Origin of the sequence: Candidatus Kinetoplastibacterium sorsogonicusi (genome assembly GCF_003072465.1) — a bacterium.
Taxonomy (GTDB): Bacteria; Pseudomonadota; Gammaproteobacteria; order Burkholderiales; family Burkholderiaceae_B; genus Kinetoplastidibacterium; species Kinetoplastidibacterium kentomonadis.
Window position 1 is genome coordinate 668,320 of record NZ_CP025628.1, and the last position, 17,860, is coordinate 686,179.

A 17,860-nucleotide genomic window follows, 5' to 3' on the forward strand; every position below is an offset into this window, starting at 1 on the left:
AAAAATGATTAATAATTGTAATTATGATAGCATTGATGCACTAAAAAATGCATTAAATAAAAAACAAATTAGTGCAGTTGAAATTGCAAAACATTATTTAAAACTTATAGAACAAAAATCTGATTTAAATTGTTTTTTAGATATTAATTATGATTCTACTATGCAACAAGCAAAAATAGCAGATAAATTAATACACGAAAATAAAAATAATACATTAACTGGTATACCAATAGCTCATAAAGATATTTTTGTTACTAAAGATTGGTATACTACTGCAGCAAGTAAAATGTTAAAAAATTATATTAGCCCATTTGATGCTACTGTTGTTGCGAGATTAGCAAATGAAGGAGCAGTATCTCTTGGAAAACTAAATTGTGATGAGTTTGCTATGGGTTCGAGCAATGAAAATTCTGCATATGGATCAGTAAAAAATCCTTGGGATTATGAAATAATTCCAGGAGGATCTTCTGGTGGAGCAGCATCTGCTATTGCAGCTGGTTTAGTGCTAGCAGCTACTGCATCTGATACAGGAGGTTCTATAAGACAACCATCATCTATTTGTGGTATAAGTGGAATAAAACCTACTTATGGCACTGTTTCTAGGTTTGGTATGATAGCATTTTCATCTAGTTTTGATCAAGCTGGTGTTATGGCAAGAAGCTGTAAAGATCTTTTAAGTGTTATAGATAATATAAGTGGATTTGATAAAAATGATTATACTAGTTTGTTAAAATGTAACAACAAATTAAATGTAAAAGGCAGAATAATTGAAGATTTTAATAATTCAATTATTAATTTTCAAAAATATAGCAGTCTACCATTAAAAAATTTAAAGATTGGTATTCCTATAGAATTATTCAATAAAAATATTGATCTTGATATTAATCATGCCATTAAAAATGCAATAAATGAATTTGAAAAATTAGGAGCAATTATTGTTGATGTTTCTTTACCTAATATTAATCTTTCAGTTCCAACTTATTATGCTATTACATGTTCAGAAGCATCTAGTAATTTAGCTAGATATGATGGTGTTAAATTTGGCTATAGAAGTAAAGATTTTAATAATTTAGATGATATGATTTCTAAAAGTCGTTCTGAAGGTTTTGGATTAGAAGTAAAAAAACGTATCATTTTAGGTACATATATTTTATCGGATCAAAATTTTGAAAAATATTTTTTAAAGTCTCAAAAAATACGTAATATCATTAGTCAAGATTTTAAAACAGTATTTGATTCAAAATGTGATATTATCATATGTCCTGTAAATGAAAAATTAGCTCGACCTTTTAAATATAATACAAATAATTCAGATGATTGGTTAAGTGATATGTACACATTAGGAGCTAGTTTAGCTGGTTTACCAGCTTTGTCTATACCATGTGGGTTTAGTAGCAAAAATGAAAATAGAAAAAGTTTACCAATTGGTATGCAAATAATAGGTAAGCCATTTTCTGAAGGTTTTGCTTTAGCGATAGGTGATACATATCAACAAATTACCAATTGGCATAAACAACAACCAAACTGGCTGGATACATTATAATGAAATGGGAAATTGTAATAGGATTAGAAACTCATATAAGATTACTAACTAATTCAAAGCTATTTTCTGATAGTAGTAATCATATGGGATCAATTCCAAATAAAAATATTAACGCAGTTGATGTTGCTTTACCTGGTACTTTACCTATTTTAAATGAAAAAGCAGTAGAGTATGCAATAATTTTTGGTTTAGCTACAAATTCAAAAATTTCAAATAAAACAATGTTTGCAAGAAAAAATTATTTTTATCCTGATTTACCTAAAGGGTATCAAATTAGTCAGCTAGATATGCCTATAACTTCAGGTGGAAAGATTTTTTATAAAAATAATGAAATAGAAAAAAATATAAACATTACTCGAGCTCATTTAGAAGAAGATGCAGGTAAATCTATACATGGAGAATTAATGCTGTCTAATGGAAATCCATCTACAGGTATAGATTTAAATAGGGCAGGTTCTACATTATTAGAAATTGTCACTGAACCTGAACTAAGATCAGTAGAAGATACTGTTGCATATGCTAAAACATTACATCATTTAGTAAAATGGTTAGGAATATGTGATGGTAATATGCAAGACGGATCCTTTCGTTGTGATATAAATATATCAGTTAGAAAATATGGAGATCAAAAATTAGGAACAAGGACTGAAATTAAAAATCTTAATTCTTTTAAATTTATGGAACAGGCTATAAAATTTGAATGTAATAGACAGATTAATATTTTAGAAAATGGTGGCATAATTACACAAGAAACTAGATTATATGATCCAATAAAAAATATCACTGTATGTATGAGAAACAAAGAAAATTCTCATGGATATAGATATTTTAATGATCCTGATATATTGCCATTAAATATTTCAGATGATTTTATAAAAAAAATAAAAAATAAGATACCTGAATTACCACAAATTTGTTGTAAAAGATTTCAAAATATTTGTGAAATATCATTAACTGATGCTAAAAAATTAACTGCTAATAGAGAAATAGCTAATTATTTTGATAAAACTATTAATTTATTAAATTCAAAGTCATTATACAAAATAGCTGCTAATTTAATATTAGGTGATATTACATATTTTAGTAATAAAGAATCTAAAGATGTATTTTTCTCAAAAATATCACACATAAATCTTGCTAATATAGTAAAAAGAATAGGAGATAATACAATATCATATAAAATTGCAAAAGAAATAATAGAAGGTATATGGAATAACAAATTTATTGGTGAAATAGATGAAATTATTTTTACTAATGGTTTGAAGCAAATAGATGATATGATTGAATTTGAAAAAATTATAGATGATATAATTCAGAATAATGATGATATTGTTAAAGAATTTTTGTCTGGAAAAGAAAAAGCATTAAATTCTTTGGTTGGTAAAATTATGAAGATTACTAAAGGAAAAATAAATCCACAAAAAGTTTTATCTTTTATTAAAGAAAAAATTTATAAAAAATATTAAACAATACAATATTGATCTATATAATTTTTTAAATCATAGTAATTTTTTTGAAATTCTTTTTTACCTGTTATATGTCTAAGAATATCTTTTACAGATATTAAACTTATAACAGGAAGATCATAAGTATTTTTTATTTCTTCTGATGCAGAACAATATATTGATGAATTATCATTTTTCGATTGTTCCATTCTATCCATAGCTACAATAATACCAGCTGGATTAGCTCCTAAGCTTTTAACTATATTTATAGATTCATATATAGATAATCCTGATGTAATGACATCATCAATAATTAGTACGTTACCTGTAAGATTAGCACCTATAATAATTCCTCCTTCACCATGATCTTTTATTTCTTTTCTATTAAAAGCAAAAGGAATATTATTTTTTAATGAATTATTAGAATTAGATAAAGATATTGCTATAGATGTAACTAAAGGAATTCCTTTGTATGCTGAACCAAATAACATATCAAAGTTAATTTTTGATGATAAGATTTTATCTGAATAAAATTCAGATAATTTTTTTATTAAAAAACCATTATTAAATAAGCCAGTATTAAAAAAATATGGACTTACTCTGCCAGATTTTGTTATAAAAGAACCAAACTTGATAATATTAGACTCAAGTATAAAATTTAAAAATTTATTTGAAGATATATTTTTCATATATTCCTTAATATCATATATTGTTATTAAATATATTAAAGACTATTATAAACAAAATCAAAAACAATTTACTAGTTATATTACATACGTGGAGAAAATTTTTGTTAAAAATTACTTCTATTAATTTAAATGGAATACGTTCAGCATTTAATAAAGGATTATTAGATTGGTTAGAAACCAATAATATTGATATTGTATGTACACAAGAAATTAAAATATCAAAGGAATCTATGTGTGAAAAGATTTATAATCCTAATAATTATTTAGGATATTTTTTTCATGCTAAGAAAAATGGTTATAGTGGAGTAAATATATATATAAAAAAAAATATACATGCAATATTATCAAAAACATGTATAGATAATATCTATATGAATGATGAAGGTAGAGTAATGAGATTAGACATAGGAAAATTATCAATTATAAATTTATATTTACCATCTGGTTCTTATAATATATTAAGACAAAAAATTAAATTTCAAATATTAAATGAATTAAAAATTTTTTTTAATAATATTAAAAAAGAAAATTATCAAACTGGTCAAGAATTTATCATATGCGGTGATTTCAATATAGCTCATAAAGAAATAGATATAAAAAACTGGAAACAAAATAAAAATCATCCTGGTTTTTTACCAGAAGAAAGAAAATGGTTAGATGATATTTTTTCTCATATAGGATTAGTAGATGTTTTTAGATTATTAAATCCAAATCCAAATAATTATACATGGTGGAGTAATAGAGGTAATGCATGGGCAAACAATGTTGGATGGAGAATAGATTACCAAATAGCAACACCTAATATTGCAAAACTAGCTTTATCATGTAACATATATAAGGATCAAAAATTTAGTGACCATGCACCACTGACAGTTAGTTATAACTATAGTATTTAAAAATTTTTCTAATAATAGCAATTTTTATATTTAAAGTAATGGAAAATTTGTTAAAACAATATGCTTTAAAACAATACTTAAATAATTTACCAAAAGAATGGACAAATGTTATTAATAAATATTCTTCAGAAATAATTTATGCAATTATAGATAAAATAGAATATAGATTGTCAAAAAAAATAATTATTTATCCTAAAAACCCATTACGTATATTTTTTGAAATACCATCAATTAAAAATATAAAAATTATTATTATAGGTCAAGATCCTTATCATTCTTTTGGCTATGCGGATGGATTAGCTTTTTCTGCATCTAATATTTTAAAAACTCCTCAAAGTTTAAAAAATATATTTAAAGAACTTTATTTAGAATACGGTTTTACCAATAAGAGTAATGATCTAATTAGTTGGGTACACCAAGGGGTACTATTACTTAATTCTATATTAACTGTTGAAGATAAAAAACCAGGTTCTCATGCTAATTATGGTTGGGAATATTTTACTAATAATATAATTGAATATTTAGCTAAAGATAACAAACCAAAAATTTTTATATTATGGGGTAAATTTGCCCAATCTAAAAAATATCTTATCGAAAAATATACTAATCATTTAATTTTGACTTCAAATCATCCTTCCCCATTGTCAGCTTATAAAAAACCTAATCCATTCATAGGTTGTAATCATTTTAAAAAATCCAATCAATGGTTATATAACCATAATATTACTCCAATAAAATGGAATATATAAAAAAATAAGTAGATTAGATTTTAATTTTAAGTTATTCTGTATCCTGCATAAAAATTAAATTAGGCACATTACAGATGATAAGGCCAATATATCTCATCCTAAATTTTAGACTGTTAGTTTTATTTTCAAGTGCCAAACTTTATGTCAGATCAAAAATAATATAAATGAAATTTAAAAATATTGATCTAATAATTTATTTATAACACTAAAAATCAAGGAAAATTATGGCTTTCAAAAGTCTAGGATTGCACAAAGATATATTATCAGCATTACAAAAAATTGGTTTTAATGAACCTACTGCAATACAAAAAGAAACAATACCATTTGCTATATCTGGTAAAGATATTATTGCTTCAGCAGAAACTGGAAGTGGTAAAACAGCAGCATTCATATTACCATCATTACATATGCTAGCAACACAACCAGGTACTAATATTATTAATAATGCCAAAATACTAGTATTAACTCCTACACGAGAATTAGCTGTACAAATAGCTAAAATGACAGCTATATATGCACATTTTCTTCCAAATATAAAAATAGCTACCATTGTAGGTGGGGTATCTTATAAAATTCAAACAAAAACACTTTCTAAAAAAGTTGATATTATAATAGCTACTCCTGGTAGATTAATTGATCAAATTCAAAATGGTAAATTGAAATTAGATTCTATACAACTTTTAATATTAGATGAAGCTGATCGTATGTTAGATATGGGTTTTATAGATGATATAAATCATATTATAAATTGTATACCAAAAAATCATCAAACCTTATTTTTTTCTGCTACTTTAGGTAGAGATGTAGAACGTTTATCTGCTAAAATGTTAAATAATCCTGTTAAAATATCTTTAACTAACAATAAACATCAGCATAATAATATTACACAAAAATTAATGTATGCAGATAATGAATCTCATAAAATTAAAATTTTAGAATATATACTAAATAACTCTAATGTTGATCAAGCTATTATATTTACATCTACAAAAAAAGGTGCAGATATATTATCTAATTTATTATTTAGTAATGGATTTTCTTCTAAATCTTTACATGGAGATATGAATCAAAAACAAAGAACAAATACTATTTCTCAATTACAAAGAGGAAAAATAAAAATTTTAGTAGCAACAGATGTTGCAGCTCGTGGCATTGATATAGAAAATATTAGCCATGCAATCAATTTTGATGTTCCTATGCAAGTAGATGATTATATCCATAGAATAGGACGCACTGGTAGAGCTGGTAAAAAAGGAATAGCTTTAACAATTGCAATTCACAATGAATATCATAAAATAAAAGATATAGAACATCATATAGGAAAACAAATTAATTCAGAAACTATAACTGGATTAGAACCAAAAGAAAGACCAGTTTTTAAAAAAAATCAAAAATCTAAAACATTTAACAATAAAAAAAATAATAGTATTTACAAAAAAAATCCTAAAGAGCATATTTCAAAAATAGATTATTTTAAAGATAAAGAAAATTCTCTTAAAATGAACCATACGAAACATTTTAAATTCAATAATACTAAAACCAATGATTCATCAATTTTTAAAGAAAAAGATTTTTCTAAAAATAATAATTTAAAATCTAATGTTAAAAATGGCAAATTTTTTAAGAATTTTGTAGGATATAAATCCAAAACATCACCTAAAATATTTAAAAGAAATATTAATTCTTCTAATTATATTAAAGAATAAAAATCATAATATTAAGGAAATTAATTCAGTAATTAATTTCCTTAATATATCTAATTCATTATTTTTTTAATATTTATGCATTATAAAAATTTAAATTCAAATTTAGAAGCAAATTTATCTTATTTATCATTATTAGATGAAGATGCTAAATTACATATTGACAAATTTTCTAAATACTTACAAAAGTATATAAAATCAAAAAATTATTTCATTTCATTCGAAGAATGGATGGATAAAGTATTATATACTCCGAATTTAGGATATTATGATTCAAAAAATTTAAGGATACATAATTATTTAAATGACAAAAATTACTTAAGTGATTATATTACTGCACCTGAAATAGATAATATATTTGCTCAAACATTATCTATACAAATAGAACAAATTTTACAGGAGTGTAAAACATTTAATATATTAGAAATTGGTGCTGGAAATGGTTCACTAGCTTATGAAATAATCAAGTTTTTTCAAAATAAAAATATCTTAGTAAGATACTTTATAATAGATATATCAAATTCTTTAATAAAACAACAAAAAAAATTATTAAATAATTTTTCGAATCAAATAGAATGGCTTATAAATCCTCCTAAAGATTTTGTTGGATGTGTTATTGCTAATGAATTACTTGATGCCATGCCTATTTCTATATTTAAAAGCTCTAATAATAATATCATGCAATTAGGAGTAACTTTAAATAATGAAGAAGAGTTCATATGGGCAGAAGAAAAAGTAAATATAAAATTATCTCAAAAAATTCAAAAAAGATTATCACCAATAAATCAGTATATATATGAAATAAATTTTAGAGCAGAGAATTGGATTAAAAATATTGTAAAATGGTTACGTAAAGGTGTAGTAATCTTAATCGATTATGGATTTCCTAGAAAAGAATATTATCATCCTGAAAGATTAAATGGTACTTTAATGTGTCACATTAAACATTATGCACATACTAATCCATTAATCGCACCTGGAGAACAAGATATAACTGCTCATATAGATTTCACAGCCATAGCAGAAAATGCTATAAGTACTAATTTACAAATTATGGGTTATACAACACAATCACATTTTCTAATAAATTCTGGCATACTGAATATTTTATCAAAAACCGATATAAATGATCATAAATTATATTTAAAAAAAACAAATGCAGTAAAAAAATTTCTATCAGAAACTGATATGGGTGAACTTTTTAAAGTAATAGCAATAGGAAAAGATATTGAACTAGATCTTATTGGATTTGCTAATGGTAATAGAAAATATTCTTTATTTTGATTTTTTTATCAAAATATTTGATTCTATTTCTAATAATTGTTTATTTCTAATTATATTTTTAATTTGTATTGGATGAATATTTATTAAGTTACTTAATAATAATCTATAATTGATTTTTTTTATTTTATAAAAACAATTTTCTAATATATGAATATTTAAGTCATCCATAATAATTTTCAGTATATATAATAAATCAAAAAATTGTTTAGGTTTACGAAAAGCATCACATATTTCAAAAATATTTAAAATATCATTTGCTGATAATTGGTTATAATTATCTTTGTTAATTACATTAAGTATTCTATGTAATGCTATTGCATAATTAGAACATTCTTTTGAAACCTTTAATTTTTCATGAAAATTTTTTTGATTTTTTACATTTATACACATTAAAGCATATCTTTGAGCTAATGAAAAATTTTCTGTGATATTATCAAAATATAGTTTAAAATTTTCGAAAATTGATATTTCAGGTAAAATAACTTTTAATGCACCTACAGAATCTAAAAAATCTAACATTAAATATGGTTTTTTTTCACATAAACCTATAGATATTTCTTTCCAAACTCTTTCTATTGAAAGAGTTTTTAATTCATTTAAAAAAGATATATTAGAACAAATTTTTTTGGTATCTGGATGAATAGAGAAATCACTCAATTTTGATTGAAATCTTGCTAAGCGCAAAATTCTTAATGGATCTTCATAAAAAGAACTACTTACATGTTTTAAAATTTTAGCAGATAAATCTTTCATACCAAAAAAAGGGTCAAATATATTTCCATACTTATCACAAGCTATTGCATTGATTGTTAAATCTCTTCTTTTTAAATCATCTGATAAAGAAATATCTTTTCCATAGTAAAATTTGAAACCTTTATAGCCGATACCATATTTACGCTCTGTTCTTGCTAATGCATACTCTTCTTTTGTACTAGGATGTAAAAATATAGGAAAATTTTTGCCAATTGGAATAAAACCTCTTTTTAACATTTCTTCTGGACTAGTACCTACTACTACCCAATCTTTATCTTTAATTTTTAAACCTAATAAAAAATCTCTAACAGCACCACCAACCATATAAATTTGTAAATTTTTTGTAAACTTATCTTCTTTAAACATCTCTATCCCTTTTTTATAAAAATGATTATAATTTACAAATTTCAATTATATTTTTGATAAACATGGAAAAAATAAAAATACGTGAGTTTTTATTAAAAAAAAGAAAATTAATAAATTTACATAATAAAGAAAAATATAATGATTTAATTAAAAAAAAATTAAATCATTGGTTTGACAAAAATCTCAAATATATTTTATATAATAACCTAGTAGTTGCATTTTTTTGGCCTATAAAATATGAACCAGATATTACACCAGTATTATATAGATTATTTGAAAAAAATGTTACAGTGTGTTTACCTATTATAAAGAAAAAAGATGAAAAATTAATTTTTATGAAATGGGATAATCTATCTAATATGCAAGAAGGTTATTATAAAATATTAGAACCAACAAATAATCAATTAGTTGATCCTAATATTATTATTGTACCTACTTTAGGATATACTATTAACTGTGATAGAATTGGTTATGGTGGAGGATATTATGATAAAACACTTAGATCATTATCATCTATATCCAATCATAATATAACTACCATTGGTATATCATGGAACTGTGGATTTATTAATAAATATTACAAAAAAGAAAAATATGATTATGTTTTAGATGTTATTTTAACACCAAATGGATGGATTCCTAAAGAACCTAAAAATCTATTTTAATGTAACCTTGATCTATAATTCTTTTCCAAATTTTTTCTTTTTCTAATTTAGAAAGACAAACCCAGTTTGAAATTTCTAAATTAGTTCTACCACATCCTCTGCAGACATCATCAAATAAATTAGAACAAATACCTTTACAAGGTGAATCTTTTTTAATCAATTTATTTTGTATTTTTATTTTCATATGAATAATATTACAATTTTTTGAATATATCTACTTTATCAGTATATTCCCATGTAAAATCTTTATCATTTCGTCCAAAATGACCATATGATGCAGTTTTGTAATATATAGGTTTTAATAGATTCAATGTTTTAATAATAGCTCCTGGACGTAAATCAAAGTTATTTTTTACATATTCAGATAAAACACTATCAGGTACCAATCCAGTATTTTGAGTATTAATAGTAATGTTTATAGGATTTGAAATTCCTATAGCATAACTAAGTTGTACTTGACATCTAGTGGCTATACCAGAAGCAACAATATTTTTAGCAATATAGCGTGCAAAATATGCAGCTGATCTATCTACCTTAGACGGATCTTTACCTGAAAAAGCTCCGCCACCATGGGGACAAGAACCTCCATAAGTATCTACTATGATTTTACGGCCAGTTAATCCACAATCACCTTTAGGTCCACCTATAACAAATCTACCAGTAGGATTAATTATGAATTTAGTTTTATAATTAATTAAATTTTTTGGTATTACCGGAAGTATTATTTCTTCAATTACTGCTTCTTTAATATTATCGTACTTTATATTTGGTGAATGTTGTGTAGATAGTACTATTGTATCAATATATGAAGGAATATTATTTATGTATTGAAATGTTACTTGCGATTTAGCATCAGGTCTTAGCCAACTAATTTGATTACTTTTACGAACCAAACTATGTTTTTGCATTAATTTATGTGCATAATATATAGGTGCAGGCATCAAATCTATTGTTTCATTGCAAGCATATCCAAACATAATGCCTTGGTCTCCAGCTCCTTGAGATAATATATCATGATCATTATTATCAATACCAATAGCAATATCTATAGATTGTTTTATATAAGAAATAACTATTTTACAAGATTTATAATCTATGCTGTTTTCTGAATCTTCATAACCTATATTTTTTATAGTATTACGAACAATTTGTTCATAATCAATATTTGTATTAGTAGTTATTTCTCCAGCTAGAACAATAAATTCATTATTACACAAAGTTTCTGCAGCAACTCTAGATTTGATATCTTTTTCAATTATAGCATCTAATATAGCATCTGATATTTGATCAGCTATTTTATCAGGATGTCCTTCAGAAACTGATTCTGAAGTAAATAAAAATTTATTATTTAACACTTATAATCCTTAAAACTAAATAAATTTATTATGTTTATAGCAAAATTAGATTTGTATATTTTTTATATGAATAATATGCTTTAATATAAAATATACTTATATAATATCTTATTATTTATTTGTGTATTGATATTATGAATAATAATATTTAAATATAAATTTTTATTTTTAAATGTAAAATTATTACAAATAATTAATTTACAATGAATATAAAATTTTTAAATATAATCTTTTGATTATACCAAAAATAAAAATAACAACAAGATTGAAATCTTGAAAAGGATTAAATGCTTAATCTATAAATTATTGGAAATTATTGAAACAAATAGTAAATATATTAAAAATATTTACTGGATAAATTAATAAAATTTTTGCTTTAAATTTTATTAATTTAGCAATTTATCAAAATAAAAAATTTTACTATCTATATTTTTTATGCTCTTAATATAAAATTTTGGGCACTAAAATTCGTATTTCATCCTTTTTTTATATATATCATGGGGAGCAACCATAGTAGCATATTATAATCATATTTTTCAAATTAGAAATTTTTTAATCTATTTATATTAAATTATTATTCTTTTAAAAAAAAATCTATAGATATAATAAAAAAATAAAAAATGGATAAAATACATGTGTCATAGTACTATTATTTTTGTCTTAGATTTTAAAAAAAAATATAAAAATGATTATTCAAAAAGGTTTAATATGAAATTAAATTTCACAAAAATGCAAGGTATAGGTAATGATTTTATCGTAATCAATAATATAGATAAAAATTTGAAATTTAATAAAGAAATTATTCAATTTTTATCTAATAGAAAATTTGGTATAGGTGCTGATCAAGTATTACTTGTAGAAAAAAGCAGCAATTTGCAGGCTGATTTTAAATATAGGATATTTAATTCTGATGGATCTGAAGTAGAGAATTGTGGCAATGGAGCAAGATGTTTCATTAAATTTATACACCAAAAAAAATTATCAAATAAAAATCCAATATATGCAGAAATAAGAAATGGTCTAATTAAAATTGAAAGTTTAGAAAATAATATGGTAAAAGTAGATATGGGTAAAATCGCGTTTGATCCGCATTTGTTACCTTTTCATTATCATAAATTATTATCTGAAAAACAAGCAGATGAGAGACTATGGACAATTGATTTATTAAATAATGATAAAATCGAGCATATAAAAATATCTATAGCGCAAATTTCTAATCCACATGCTGTTACAATTGTAGATAATATTCAAAATATAGATGTTAATTTTATAGGTAGAATGATAGAATCTCATGAAAGATTTCCTAATCATGTAAATGTTGGATTTATGGAAATATTAAATAAGCATAATATTAAATTAAGAGTATATGAAAGAGGGGTTGGAGAAACATTAGCATGTGGTACTGGAGCTTGTGCTGCAGCTTTATCAGGTATTCGTCGAGGTCTTTTATTATCACCTGTTACAGTACATACGCATGGAGGTCAATTAATAATTCATTGGGATGGACTAAAATTAGAAATGGAAGGACCAGCGGAAACGGTATTTGAAGGTAAAATAGAAGTTAATTTTAATAATTAATTTTCATGAAAGTTCCTTTTATGAATATATCTTGAAAATATCAAGAGTGAAATTATATTATAATAATTAACCTTAATATAAAATTCTTTCAACATATTATGTTAATTTTAATAAAAATAATTTTAAATTGAATAAAATTAAAAGGTTTTATGATTAATAAATCATCTAAAATAATGACTAATCAAGATCTTTCTATAATAGAATCTCTGACAGATGAAGATATTCTTAATATGCCAGAATCTGATTATATGAATGAATTACAACTAAATTTTTTTAAAAATAAATTAAAAAAATTAGAGCAAGAAATTTTATCTAATGTTGAAAAAAATGGTAAAAAACTTAGAGAAACACAATTTGTGCCAGATCCAGTTGATAGAGCATCTATAGAAGAAGAACATGCTTTAGAATTAAGAAATAGAGATAGAGAAAATAAATTACTGAAACAAATTCAAAGCTCTATTGCAAGAATAGATAGTAAAGATTATGGATGGTGTGAAGAAACTGGTGATCCAATTGGTATACCAAGGTTATTAGCAAGACCAACAGCTACTTTATCTTTAGAAGCAAAAGAACGACGAGAAATGCGCCAAAAATTATATGGCAATTAATATTAATTATAATATGGAATAAATATATGGAATTGGAACAGTTTCATGCAACTACTATTATATGTGTAAGGCGAAATAATAACATAGCATTAGGTGGTGATGGACAGGTGACACTTGGAAATATGATTATTAAAAGTACAGCCTGTAAAATCAGACGTATTTATAATAATCAAGTTTTAACTGGTTTTGCTGGAGCAACATCTGATGCATTTACATTACAAGAAATATTTGAAAGTAAGTTAGAAAAAAATTTAGGCCATTTAATGAAATCTGCTGTAGATATGAGCAAAGAATGGCGTAAAGATAAAGTATTAAGAAGATTAGAAGCAATGTTAATTGTAGCTAATATTGAACAAACTTTAATATTAACAGGTAATGGTGATGTGTTAGAACCTGAAAATGGTATTGCTGCTATAGGATCTGGTGGTCCATATGCTCAAGCTGCAGCAATAGGTTTATTAAAATATACAAAATTATCAGCTAAAGAAATAGTATCTAAATCTTTAAAAATAGCAGGTGATATTTGCATATATACAAATCATAATCATATTATAGAAACTTTATAATCAAATTATTATATTATTTTTATGAATTATATAAAAATTTAGGATATCAAATCATGTATGGCATAAATATGTCTCCAGAAGAAATAGTTTCTGAATTAAATAAATATATTATTGGACAAGATAAAGCTAAGAAAGCTGTAGCAATTGCTTTACGTAATCGTTGGCGTCGTCAAATGATTAAAGATGATATAAAAAATGAAATTTATCCAAGAAATATATTAATGATAGGACCTACAGGTGTTGGTAAAACAGAAATAGCAAGAAGATTAGCAAAATTAGTAGCGGCTCCATTTATAAAAGTAGAAGCTACAAAATTTACAGAAGTAGGTTATGTTGGAAAAGATGTAGATAGCATAATTAGAGATTTAACAGACTTTTCAATCAAGCAAACAAGAAATATAGAAATAGAAAAAGTCAAAAATATTGCTAAATTAGCAGCAGAAGAAAGAATTCTTGATATTTTAGTTCCTCCACCTAAAAATCTAGAATCAGAAGAAAATAAAGAAAATTCAGCAAGACAAACTTTTAGAAAAAGGTTAAGAGAAGGTAAAATAGATAATTTAGAAATTGATATAGAACTTTCTATGCCAGCACCAAATTTTGATATAATGGCTGCACCTGGAATGGAAGAAATGGCAGAACAATTAAAAGGTCTATTTTCTAATTTAAGTTCTAATAAGAAGAAAGCAAGGAAACTAAAAATTAAAGATGCTATTAAAATTCTTATAGAAGAAGAATCATTAAAAAATATTAATGAAGAAAATATTAGAATTATAGCTATTAAAAATGTAGAACAAAATGGTATAGTTTTTTTAGATGAAATAGATAAAATAGCAACCAAAAATGAATATTCTGGTGTAGATGTATCTAGGCAAGGAGTACAAAGAGATTTATTACCTTTGATAGAAGGTACAACGGTTAATACGAAATATGGTTCTGTAAAAACTGATAATATCCTATTTATAGCATCTGGAGCTTTTCATTTATCTAAACCAACAGATTTAATCCCTGAATTACAAGGTAGATTTCCAATAAAAGTTAAATTAGAACATCTATCAGTAAAAGATTTTTATGATATTTTATCTTCTACTAGTGCATCATTAATTAAACAATATTCTGCTCTATTAGCTACTGAAGAAATAAAATTAATTTTTACTGAAGATGGAATTAACAGATTAGCAGAAATTGCTTTTTTAATGAATGAAAATACAGAAAATATTGGTGCGCGTAGATTATATTCAATAATGGAAACTTTATTAGAAGATATATCATTCAATTCTATTAATAAAAAAGGTTTTTCTATTAATATAGACAAAAAATATGTAGATTCACAATTAGTCAATATACCAATTTTTGATGATTTAAAAAATTATATTCTATAATTAATTTTAGATAAATTAAGTACAATAATTGTAAACTGTACTTAATTTATTATTAAATAAATATTATAATACAAAAGATACTAAAGAATTGGCACATAAATCTTTATATATATTATCTAATTGTGTACGAGATGTAGCAAATATTGTAACAGTTAATCCTATATATTTAGCAGATTTACTTAATTGAAAATCTATATTAGATAAATCAAATTTTGGATCATAATTTTTAATTATAGAATATATTTCTTTCTTAAATTGTTCACAATTTTTTCCAATTATTTTTAAAGGAAAATTACAAGGATACACAATTAAAGAATTATTATTTATATTATGAATATTCATTTAATTTTATAAAGTAATTAGTCGATTAAATGGAAAATTTTTTTTTAGTAAAACTAAGATTTTATCTAATAAGCCAGCTTTTTCAACATGATGTAATGATACCAGTGGCATAGTAAGCAAATTTTTATTATTTAAAGAAAATTTAATTTGTCCAACTATATCTCCTTTATTTATAGGACTTAATATAGGATCTATATATTCTATTGTAGATTTAATATCATATAACTTAGCTCTAGGTACAGAAATCCATAAAGCATCATTACTTCCAACAGATAATTTACTATTATTTCCATCCCAAACATTTATCTTTACTATTTCTTGATTTTTTTCAAAAATTAAAGCAGTATCAAAATTTTGAAAACTCCAATTTAATATCTTTAAACTTTCTTCTGCTCTAGTAGATTCACTACTAGCACCTAATAAAACTACTAAAATTCTGCGATTATCTTTTAAAGCAGTAGAAATCATACAATATCCAGCAGAATCAGTATGTCCAGTTTTCATACCATCTATAGAATTATCAGCCCATAATAATCTATTTCTATTTAACTGTGTAATGTTATTATAAGTAAAACTTTTTTGATTATAATAATGAAAAAAATGTGGATATTTTTTTATTAATAAAACTGATAATTTAGCTAAATCTTGTGCAGTAGAAATATGTTTTTTATCAGGTAATCCTGTAGAATTAGCAAAATTGGTATTTATCATTCCAATATTTTCAGCTTCTTTATTCATTAATGCAATAAATGATGCTTCATCTCCACAAATAGCTTCTGTTAAAGCAACTGTAGCATCATTACCTGATTGTACAATCATACCTTGTAATAAATCATTAACCCTTACATTTGTATTTGGTTCAATAAACATTCGAGAACCACCTGTACGCCAAGCTGTTTCTGAAATATTAATTAATTGATCTAGTTTAATTCTTTTATCCTCTAATGCATGAAATATTAAATACGCAGTCATTATTTTTGTTAAAGAGGCTGGCTCCATTTTTACATTAGAATTTGATTCTGCTAAAACTTGTCCACTATTTACATCTATAGCAATCCAAGATTTTGCTGATACTTTAGGAACAGGATATATAGCAGTTTTTGAGACTGGGATATTATTTAAATTTTCTATATCTAAAAATGAAGTTGCATAAACATTACTTGTATTACTTAAAAGTAATATAAAAAAATAAGATACAAATAGATAAATAGATTTATTAATGGTTATATTTTTCATTATAGATATAAAATTTAAAGATTATTTAACAGAATTTATTTAATATTCAATATTGAAATTAAAATATTTATAAATATATTTTTTAATGTAATTAATTTTCCATGAAAAAAATGTGAAGCATTAGGAATTAAATTAATAGATATATCATGTATTTTTGCCCAATTTAATATTTCATCAAATGGTACAATATTATCATTATAACCATGTATTAAAAAAGTTTTCTCAGGTAAAATAATTTCTTTGTGTACATAACGAGTAGCAGCTGAACTTACTAAAACCAAACCATTACATTGAATATCTTTGTTTTTTATATATGAATAAAGTTGCGCTGCAATTGAAGCTCCAAAAGAAAATCCTCCTAAAATAATTGGTATTTTTTTTAAATTTGGATAATACTCAATAATTTGACAAATCAAATCAATCATATCTTCAACTTCACCTAAGCCATTATCAAATTTACCTTCAGAAAATCCTACTCCACGAAAATTTGGACGAAATACTGCTAAATCGTAATTTAAACAAACTCTTGACATTGTTGATATTACTTTATTATCTCTTGTACCACCATGCATAGGATGTGGATGTAATAATACAGTATATCCAATAGGTGCATTCTTAGGCATTTCTATCAAGGTATCAATGTAACCTGCTTTTCCATAAAATTTTTTATTTTCAATAATATTAGGCATTTAAAACTCAA

At 24.0% G+C, this 17,860-nt stretch carries 18 protein-coding genes; 11 read left to right on the plus strand and 7 right to left on the minus strand.

All coding sequences use genetic code 11. The features are described 5' to 3' along the window. Nucleotides 1-4 precede the first annotated feature (4 nt). Nucleotides 5-1,543 (plus strand): Asp-tRNA(Asn)/Glu-tRNA(Gln) amidotransferase subunit GatA, encoded by a 1,539-nt coding sequence (gene gatA / locus CKSOR_RS03190; RefSeq protein WP_108674133.1) that lies wholly within the window; start codon nucleotides 5-7, stop codon nucleotides 1,541-1,543. Continuing rightward, complete coding sequence (gatB, locus tag CKSOR_RS03195; protein WP_108674134.1) at nucleotides 1,543-3,009, plus strand: Asp-tRNA(Asn)/Glu-tRNA(Gln) amidotransferase subunit GatB; 1,467 nt, start codon at nucleotides 1,543-1,545, stop codon at nucleotides 3,007-3,009. The genes gatA and gatB overlap by 1 nt, the downstream gene beginning before the upstream one ends. On the opposite strand, the gene pyrE is transcribed toward gatB, so the two are convergent. After that, the gene (gene pyrE / locus CKSOR_RS03200) at nucleotides 3,006-3,677 is read right to left on the minus strand and encodes an orotate phosphoribosyltransferase (protein ID WP_199919609.1); all 672 of its coding nucleotides are present in this window, start codon (nucleotides 3,675-3,677) and stop codon (nucleotides 3,006-3,008) included. The genes gatB and pyrE overlap by 4 nt on opposite strands. A 101-nt stretch (nucleotides 3,678-3,778) precedes the next feature. On the opposite strand from pyrE, the gene CKSOR_RS03205 reads away from it, so the two are divergent. The 4 genes from CKSOR_RS03205 (at nucleotide 3,779) to CKSOR_RS03220 (ending at nucleotide 8,309) form a co-directional block, all read left to right on the plus strand. Further along, entirely contained in the window at nucleotides 3,779-4,573 is a 795-nt protein-coding gene (locus tag CKSOR_RS03205) for an exodeoxyribonuclease III (RefSeq protein WP_108674135.1), read from the plus strand. A gap of 38 nt (nucleotides 4,574-4,611) precedes the next feature. Further along, nucleotides 4,612-5,322 carry a uracil-DNA glycosylase gene (ung, locus tag CKSOR_RS03210; protein ID WP_108674136.1) on the plus strand — a complete coding sequence of 237 codons (711 nt, stop codon included), beginning with the start codon at nucleotides 4,612-4,614 and terminating at the stop codon, nucleotides 5,320-5,322. Between the two features lie 224 nt (nucleotides 5,323-5,546). After that, nucleotides 5,547-7,028 carry a DEAD/DEAH box helicase gene (locus CKSOR_RS03215; protein ID WP_108674137.1) on the plus strand — a complete coding sequence of 494 codons (1,482 nt, stop codon included), beginning with the start codon at nucleotides 5,547-5,549 and terminating at the stop codon, nucleotides 7,026-7,028. 75 nt (nucleotides 7,029-7,103) lie between these two features. After that, nucleotides 7,104-8,309, plus strand: coding sequence for a class I SAM-dependent methyltransferase (locus CKSOR_RS03220; protein ID WP_108674138.1), 1,206 nt, complete (start codon nucleotides 7,104-7,106; stop codon nucleotides 8,307-8,309). Here CKSOR_RS03220 and CKSOR_RS03225 read toward each other — a convergent pair. Then, on the minus strand, nucleotides 8,301-9,428 hold the full coding sequence (locus CKSOR_RS03225) for a tRNA nucleotidyltransferase/poly(A) polymerase-related protein (RefSeq protein ID WP_108674139.1): 1,128 nt from the start codon (nucleotides 9,426-9,428) through the stop codon (nucleotides 8,301-8,303). The two genes, CKSOR_RS03220 and CKSOR_RS03225, sit on opposite strands and share 9 nt — an antisense overlap. Before the next feature lie 62 nt (nucleotides 9,429-9,490). Here CKSOR_RS03225 and CKSOR_RS03230 point away from each other — a divergent pair, with 62 nt between their 5' ends. Beyond that, nucleotides 9,491-10,093 (plus strand): 5-formyltetrahydrofolate cyclo-ligase, encoded by a 603-nt coding sequence (locus CKSOR_RS03230; RefSeq protein ID WP_108674140.1) that lies wholly within the window; start codon nucleotides 9,491-9,493, stop codon nucleotides 10,091-10,093. Here the strand turns inward: CKSOR_RS03230 and CKSOR_RS03235 are convergent. Together CKSOR_RS03235 and metK are read right to left on the minus strand one after the other, a co-directional pair. After that, a complete protein-coding gene (locus CKSOR_RS03235; RefSeq protein WP_108674141.1) occupies nucleotides 10,077-10,277 on the minus strand; it encodes a DUF1289 domain-containing protein in 201 nt (66 codons plus the stop codon). The genes CKSOR_RS03230 and CKSOR_RS03235 overlap by 17 nt on opposite strands. A 10-nt stretch (nucleotides 10,278-10,287) precedes the next feature. Then, nucleotides 10,288-11,448 (minus strand): methionine adenosyltransferase, encoded by a 1,161-nt coding sequence (metK, locus tag CKSOR_RS03240; protein WP_108674142.1) that lies wholly within the window; start codon nucleotides 11,446-11,448, stop codon nucleotides 10,288-10,290. Between the two features lie 708 nt (nucleotides 11,449-12,156). Here metK and dapF point away from each other — a divergent pair. The 4 genes from dapF to hslU all read left to right on the plus strand — a co-directional run bounded on the left by dapF (nucleotide 12,157) and on the right by hslU (nucleotide 15,582). Further along, a complete protein-coding gene (gene dapF / locus CKSOR_RS03245; protein ID WP_108674235.1) occupies nucleotides 12,157-13,026 on the plus strand; it encodes a diaminopimelate epimerase in 870 nt (289 codons plus the stop codon). 149 nt (nucleotides 13,027-13,175) lie between these two features. Further along, nucleotides 13,176-13,634: an RNA polymerase-binding protein DksA gene (gene dksA / locus CKSOR_RS03250; RefSeq protein WP_108674143.1), complete on the plus strand. Its 459-nt coding sequence runs from the start codon at nucleotides 13,176-13,178 to the stop codon at nucleotides 13,632-13,634. A 32-nt stretch (nucleotides 13,635-13,666) separates the two neighbouring features. Then, nucleotides 13,667-14,200: an ATP-dependent protease subunit HslV gene (gene hslV / locus CKSOR_RS03255; RefSeq protein WP_108674236.1), complete on the plus strand. Its 534-nt coding sequence runs from the start codon at nucleotides 13,667-13,669 to the stop codon at nucleotides 14,198-14,200. Between the two features lie 53 nt (nucleotides 14,201-14,253). Continuing rightward, complete coding sequence (gene hslU / locus CKSOR_RS03260) at nucleotides 14,254-15,582, plus strand: ATP-dependent protease ATPase subunit HslU (protein WP_108674144.1); 1,329 nt, start codon at nucleotides 14,254-14,256, stop codon at nucleotides 15,580-15,582. A gap of 63 nt (nucleotides 15,583-15,645) precedes the next feature. Here the strand turns inward: hslU and CKSOR_RS03265 are convergent, their stop codons facing one another. The 3 genes from CKSOR_RS03265 to CKSOR_RS03275 are packed head-to-tail and all read right to left on the minus strand — an operon-like array spanning nucleotide 15,646 to nucleotide 17,849. Continuing rightward, complete coding sequence (locus CKSOR_RS03265) at nucleotides 15,646-15,924, minus strand: HP0495 family protein (RefSeq protein WP_108674145.1); 279 nt, start codon at nucleotides 15,922-15,924, stop codon at nucleotides 15,646-15,648. A gap of 6 nt (nucleotides 15,925-15,930) precedes the next feature. Beyond that, nucleotides 15,931-17,160, minus strand: a complete 1,230-nt coding sequence (locus CKSOR_RS03270; protein WP_108674146.1) for a D-alanyl-D-alanine carboxypeptidase family protein — start codon at nucleotides 17,158-17,160, stop codon at nucleotides 15,931-15,933. 35 nt (nucleotides 17,161-17,195) lie between these two features. Further along, nucleotides 17,196-17,849, minus strand: a complete 654-nt coding sequence (locus CKSOR_RS03275; protein ID WP_108674147.1) for an alpha/beta hydrolase — start codon at nucleotides 17,847-17,849, stop codon at nucleotides 17,196-17,198. Nucleotides 17,850-17,860 lie beyond the last annotated feature (11 nt).

Bases quoted from the DNA above. Each gene is read 5' to 3' on its own strand.
- CKSOR_RS03230 (WP_108674140.1), top strand. From the start codon at position 9,491: ATGGAAAAAATAAAAATACGTGAGTTTTTATTAAAAAAAAGAAAATTA.
- CKSOR_RS03225 (WP_108674139.1), bottom strand. From the start codon at position 9,428: ATGTTTAAAGAAGATAAGTTTACAAAAAATTTACAAATTTATATGGTT.
- CKSOR_RS03235 (WP_108674141.1), bottom strand. From the start codon at position 10,277: ATGAAAATAAAAATACAAAATAAATTGATTAAAAAAGATTCACCTTGT.
- CKSOR_RS03220 (WP_108674138.1), top strand. From the start codon at position 7,104: ATGCATTATAAAAATTTAAATTCAAATTTAGAAGCAAATTTATCTTAT.
- pyrE (WP_199919609.1), bottom strand. From the start codon at position 3,677: ATGAAAAATATATCTTCAAATAAATTTTTAAATTTTATACTTGAGTCT.
- CKSOR_RS03215 (WP_108674137.1), top strand. From the start codon at position 5,547: ATGGCTTTCAAAAGTCTAGGATTGCACAAAGATATATTATCAGCATTA.
- gatA (WP_108674133.1), top strand. From the start codon at position 5: ATGATTAATAATTGTAATTATGATAGCATTGATGCACTAAAAAATGCA.
- gatB (WP_108674134.1), top strand. From the start codon at position 1,543: ATGAAATGGGAAATTGTAATAGGATTAGAAACTCATATAAGATTACTA.
- hslU (WP_108674144.1), top strand. From the start codon at position 14,254: ATGTATGGCATAAATATGTCTCCAGAAGAAATAGTTTCTGAATTAAAT.
- dapF (WP_108674235.1), top strand. From the start codon at position 12,157: ATGAAATTAAATTTCACAAAAATGCAAGGTATAGGTAATGATTTTATC.
- CKSOR_RS03270 (WP_108674146.1), bottom strand. From the start codon at position 17,160: ATGAAAAATATAACCATTAATAAATCTATTTATCTATTTGTATCTTAT.
- dksA (WP_108674143.1), top strand. From the start codon at position 13,176: ATGATTAATAAATCATCTAAAATAATGACTAATCAAGATCTTTCTATA.
- CKSOR_RS03265 (WP_108674145.1), bottom strand. From the start codon at position 15,924: ATGAATATTCATAATATAAATAATAATTCTTTAATTGTGTATCCTTGT.
- ung (WP_108674136.1), top strand. From the start codon at position 4,612: ATGGAAAATTTGTTAAAACAATATGCTTTAAAACAATACTTAAATAAT.
- CKSOR_RS03275 (WP_108674147.1), bottom strand. From the start codon at position 17,849: ATGCCTAATATTATTGAAAATAAAAAATTTTATGGAAAAGCAGGTTAC.